The organism is Cellulomonas rhizosphaerae, from assembly GCF_003470205.1.
Lineage (GTDB): Bacteria > Actinomycetota > Actinomycetes > Actinomycetales > Cellulomonadaceae > Cellulomonas > Cellulomonas rhizosphaerae.
Genome location: NZ_QWKP01000075.1, coordinates 1 through 5,106, shown reverse-complemented (window position 1 = coordinate 5,106; position 5,106 = coordinate 1). Strand labels below are relative to the sequence as shown.

General features: G+C 74.3%; 5 protein-coding genes. 3 read left to right on the top strand and 2 right to left on the bottom strand.

The window, feature by feature from the left end; translation table 11 throughout:
• Positions 1-921, bottom strand: a 921-nt coding sequence (locus D1825_RS01315) for a sigma-70 family RNA polymerase sigma factor (protein ID WP_118765710.1), incomplete at its 3' end; no start/stop codon positions are given.
• A 137-nt stretch (positions 922-1,058) separates the two neighbouring features.
• Here D1825_RS01315 and D1825_RS01310 point away from each other — a divergent pair.
• Positions 1,059-1,811: a hypothetical protein gene (locus D1825_RS01310; protein WP_118765709.1), complete on the top strand. Its 753-nt coding sequence runs from the start codon at positions 1,059-1,061 to the stop codon at positions 1,809-1,811.
• A 60-nt stretch (positions 1,812-1,871) separates the two neighbouring features.
• Positions 1,872-2,717, top strand: a complete 846-nt coding sequence (locus D1825_RS01305) for a phosphotransferase (RefSeq protein WP_118765708.1) — start codon at positions 1,872-1,874, stop codon at positions 2,715-2,717.
• A 61-nt stretch (positions 2,718-2,778) separates the two neighbouring features.
• Here the strand turns inward: D1825_RS01305 and D1825_RS01300 are convergent, their stop codons facing one another.
• On the bottom strand, positions 2,779-3,078 hold the full coding sequence (locus D1825_RS01300; protein ID WP_199721453.1) for a DUF1540 domain-containing protein: 300 nt from the start codon (positions 3,076-3,078) through the stop codon (positions 2,779-2,781).
• A 270-nt stretch (positions 3,079-3,348) separates the two neighbouring features.
• Here D1825_RS01300 and D1825_RS01295 point away from each other — a divergent pair.
• Positions 3,349-5,106: MMPL family transporter (locus tag D1825_RS01295; RefSeq protein ID WP_118765707.1), on the top strand; the 1,758-nt coding region annotated here is incomplete at its 3' end.

Here is a 5,106-nt window from a genome sequence, read left to right as displayed (position 1 = left end):
GCCGCCCGCGGCGACCGCGGCAGCGCCACCCGTGCCCGCGGTCGCCGTCGTCGCGGCGGCGCCCTGGCCGTGCCCGGACGCGAGCGCGGCCCCCGCAGCGAGGCCACCGCCCACCGGGAGCAGGTGCGCGAGCGCACCCATCCCCGCCAGGCCGAGCACCAGCGGCGCGATGACCGCGCGCATGCCGTGGTTGACGTCCGTGAGCTCGAGGACCAGGGCGCGGCAGTCGCCGCACGTCTCGAGGTGCTGCTCGACCTGCCCGCTCTCGCGCGTGCCGAGCCCGCCGCGCACGTACGAGCCGAGCTTGCCGGCGACCGAGCGACACCCGTCGTCGAGCGGGTCCTGCAGGTGCTGCTGGAGGTACGCCTGCCGCAACCCTTCGCGGGCCCGGTAGGCGAGCGCCGCGACCCCGTTGGCCGTGAGGCCGAGGATCGGCGCGATCTCCGCGGGCTGCAGCCCTTCGACCTCGGTGTGCCAGAGGACCGCCTGCCAGCGCTCGGGCAGGCCGTGGAAGGCACGCGCGACGACGCCGCGCTCGAACCCCTCGAGCGCGGGCTCCTCGGCAGTTCCGGCCCAGGCGGTGCCTGCCTCGAGGCTCGCGACGTCGTCGGTCGGCTCCGCCCGGCGCGCGCGCGTGCGCTGCAGCCCGGCCACGCGGCGGACCACGGTGAACAGGTAGGCGCGGAACGCGACGTCGGGGCCGTTGCCGCGCTGCAGGGCCAGGAAGACGGCAGCGAAGGAGTCGGCGACGACGTCCTCGGCGTCGGCCGTGGAGTCGGTGTAGCGGCGGGCGACGACGAGCGCTGCGCCGGCGTGCCGCTCGTACAGCTGACCGGTCGCCTGGACGTCTCCCCCGCGCACGGCAGCGATGAGCTTGGCGTCCTCCCGGACCCCGTCTTCGGTGCTCGCCTCCGTGCTCACGCGGATTCCTCCTGTTGATGACCCCGTTCAGAGTGCCATACCGGACGAATAGGGTGAACCGAACCTGGGTGTGGGCTGAGTGGGTGAAAAAACGTTCACCGGCGTCACGCACCGGGTCTCCAGGACTCTCATCCGGCGTGACGACACCAGCGCGCCTCGGCAGCGCCACGCTCCCCGCGGACCTCGCGGCGCGTTGGCGAGCGCGCAGCCTCGCGTCGATCTGGCTCCGCGCGTCCGACTGGGACCACCCGACCGTCGAGCACATGGCCTACGCGGTCGCGATCGGCGACGACCCCCGCGACTCGGCCTGGAACCTCGGGCAGGCACGTGGCGAGATCGGCGTCGGCATCGAGGAGACCATCGACGACGTCGCGTGCCTCTACGGTGCCCTCGGCCCGCACCACCCGCCGCCGACCGTGCTGCGCGCCCTGTGCGCCGGCTGGGCCGACGCCCAGGCGGGCGCGGTCGTCGCGGGCTCGTGCCGCGACCCCGAGTCGGGACTGCCCACCCGGCAGTACCTCGCGGTCCGCATCGGCGAGGCGTGCGCGTCGCTGACGCCCGGCCGGCTCGTCGTGGTCGACGTCGCCGCCGGGGACGTCCTGCCGTCGGTCCGCATCGCCCGGTCGGCCGCCGTGGGTGAGGCCTTGGTCAGCACCTACGGAGCGGGCCATCCGATGGCCGCGCTGGGCGGCGGCGTCTTCGCCGTCCTGGTCCGCGGCGAGCAGGACCCGGTCGACCTCGTGCCGCTGCTGCGCCGGGAGATCGACCGCCGCGTCGGCGCCGAGCCGCTGCGCTCCGCCACCCGCTGCCCCGTGCGGATCCGGTCCGTGGACGTCCCGCGCTCACCTGCCGACGCTGCGGACCTGATCAGCCGCCTGGCGCGGTCCTGACCCACCCTTGACCAACACCCGGGCGGGACATCCGGACGAAATGCGCCTACCGTCGAACGCATGACTCCCGCAGGACTGGCCCCTGGCGACCCCAGCGCCGACCCCGAACACCGACCCTCGGCGCCCTCGTCGGCCCCGGGCGACACGTCGGCCGACACCTCCGCTGACACCGCGGCGGAGGAGCTGCTCGGCAGCGCCGACCCGGGCCCGCTCCTCGCCGCGGGCGACTCCGCGGACGTCTTCGCGGTCGACGACAAGCTCGTGCTGCGCCGCTACCGCGAGGGCCGCGACGCGACGTCCGAGGCCGCGATGGTCCGCCACGTGGTGGCCCACGGCTACCCGGCTCCCGCCGTGTACGCCGCGGCCGGGTCCGACATCGTCATGGAGCGGCTGCACGGTCCGACGCTGCTGCAGTCCCTCGCGGCCGGTGAGACCTCGATCCACGACGCCGCCGCGCTGCTCGCCGACCTGCACGCACGCCTGCACGCACTCCCGGTCCCCGAGGACTGGGACGGGCCGACGTCGCAGTCCTGGCCCGAGTCGATGGCCGGGACCGTCGTCGTGCACCTCGACCTGCACCCCGCCAACGTGATCCTCACGGAGACGCACGGCGCCGCAGTGGTCGACTGGTGCAACACCCGTATCGGCACGGCCGAGCTCGACGTCGCGATCAGCGCGCTGATCATCTCCGAGGTCGCGGTCGACGCGGGCGGCGTCTACTCGCAGGCCGCGCGGGCGCTGCTCGCTGCGCTCCTGTCAGCGGTCGACGTCGACGTCATCGGGGCGCTCGACGAGGCCGCGACCCTGCGCTCCCAGGACCCCACCCTCGTCGTCGGCGAGCGCGGGCTCGTGCCCGTCGCCGCGACGCTCGTGCGCGAGCTCATCGAGGTCTCGGCCCGCTCCTGATCTCGTCCGGACAGCAGAACGGCCGCCCCGGTCCGGGGCGGCCGTTCTCGCGTCTTCGGGATCAGGCCGGGTTGAACGTCAGGCAGTCGGCGTGGTCGTGGCCGGCGCCGACGCGCACCGAGGCGGCCGTGCACTCGAGCGACGAGTTGTGCGTGCACTCGGATCGCTGGCAGGCGCCGACGTGGGTGACGACCTTGTCGAGTCCGCCGCGCACCCCGAGCGGGATGAACGTGGCGCAGGACGCGTCGCCGCTGCTGCCGCCGATCGTGACAGCCGCCGCGTGGCAGCTCGAGTGGTCGTTGTAGGAACAGCCGGCCACCGAACACTCGGTGACCGCGGGCATCTCCATCAGCGTGCTCACGATGACCTCCACGGGTTGGGGGAACGCTCGATCGGGTCGTACCTCACCGACGCTAGACCCCTTCGCGCCACCCTGCCTAGCAAGGAAGGGCTGGCTAACCCGCAGGTCAGGGCCCCTTTTCAGGACAGCCTTGCCTCACCTCGCTCGCGTCCCCGCACGTCAGAGGGGGGCTAGCCCTACCGCGGGTTGGTGGGACTACGTCACTGACGGGCGACCGGCGCTCCGGGAGCGTGGGAGCTGCTCGAATCCCACCCCACGCAAGGAGCCGTCATGTCCACGGTCAGCACCCCGGAACGCGCACGGCCCGCGCCGACCCTCGTCCCACCACCCGGCCCCGCCGCGCAACGCCTCGCCCGCTGGAGCGCCACGCACCGGTGGACCGCGATCGGGCTGTGGATCCTGCTCGTCGCCGGGACGCTCGTCGGCGGCCTCGCGGCCGGCACCCGGTCGCAGACCGGCGCCGAGCAGGGCACGGGCGAGTCCGGCCGGGTCGACGTGGCCCTCGAGCGCGCCGGCTTCCCGCCCGACACCTCGGAGCGGGTGCTGGTGCAGGCGCCGACGGTGCTGACCGACGCCGAGCTCGCGGCCGTGACGTCCGACCTCCACGACGCCTGGGCCGACCTGCCCGAGGTCGCGAGCACGGGCGACCCGATCCGCTCGACCGACGGCCGCTCCGCGCTCGTGCCCCTGACGCTCGACGTCGGCACCGCGACCGGCGCGGACGCCGACACCAAGGCAGCGGAGCAGGTCGTGCCGGTGATCGCCGCGACCGAGTCCGTCGCCACGCAGCACCCCGGCCTCGAGGTCCACCAGCTCGGCGGCGCGTCGCTCGACGTCGCGATCGACGAGCAGGTCAGCGGGGACTTCGAGCGCGCCGAGATGCTCAGCCTGCCCGTCACGTTCGCGATCCTGCTCCTGGCGTTCGGCGCGATCGTCGCCGCCGGCGTCCCCGTCCTCCTGGCGCTGTCGGCCGTCGGGTCGGCGATCGGGCTCGCGGCGCTCGTGTCCCACCTGATCCCGGCGACCGACACGCTCAGCAGCGTCATCCTGCTCGTCGGCATGGCTGTCGGCGTCGACTACTCCCTGTTCTACGTGCGGCGGATGCGCGAGGAGATGGCCCGCGGCGCGGACCGGCGCACCGCGATCGACGTCGCGGCCGCGACGAGCGGGCGCGCCGTCGTCACGTCGGGCATCGCCGTCATCGTCTCGATGGCCGGCCTGTTCTTCGCCGGCGCCTCGGTGTTCACGTCGATGGCGGTCGGGACGATGCTCGTCGTGGCCGTCGCCGTCCTCGGGTCGCTGACCGTGCTGCCCGCGCTGCTGTCCCTGCTCGGCGGCGCGGTCGATCGACCGCGCATCCCGCTCCTGCACCGCCTGAGCCGCCCCGGCAAGCCGCGCTTCTGGCCGGCGGTCATGCGCGTGGTGCTCGCCAAGCCCGCGGCCTCGCTCGTCCTGGCCGGCCTCGCGCTCGTCGCCCTCGCGCTGCCCGCGCTGGGCATGAAGACCGGCGAGGCGAGCATGGAGGCGATGGGCGAGTCGGTCCCGGCGATCGCGCCGTACGTGGCCATGACCGACGCCTTCCCGCAGGAGGGCTCGGCCCACACGGTCGCCGTCTGGTCGTCCGACGACGCTCCGCTCGACCTCGCCGCCACCACGGCGGCCACCGACCACCTCGTCGCCGAGGCGAAGGCGAGCGGGATGTTCGCCGACCTGTCCGACGCCTCGCTCACCGTCTCCCCCGACGGCCGCACGGCACGCATCGACCTGCCCGTCGCGGGCGACCCGAGCGGCGCCGACGCCACCACGTCCCTCGCCCTGCTGCGCGACGACCTCGTCCCGGCGCTGCACGCCGAGCTCCCGAGCACGTCCACCGGCGTGACCGGCGACGCCGCACGCACCGTCGACTTCGGCGACGCGCTGTCCTCCCACCTCCCGCTCGTCATCGCGTTCGTGGTCGTCACGAGCTTCGTCGTGCTGCTGATCGCGTTCCGCTCGGTCGTCGTCGCGGCGACCGCGATCGTGCTCAAC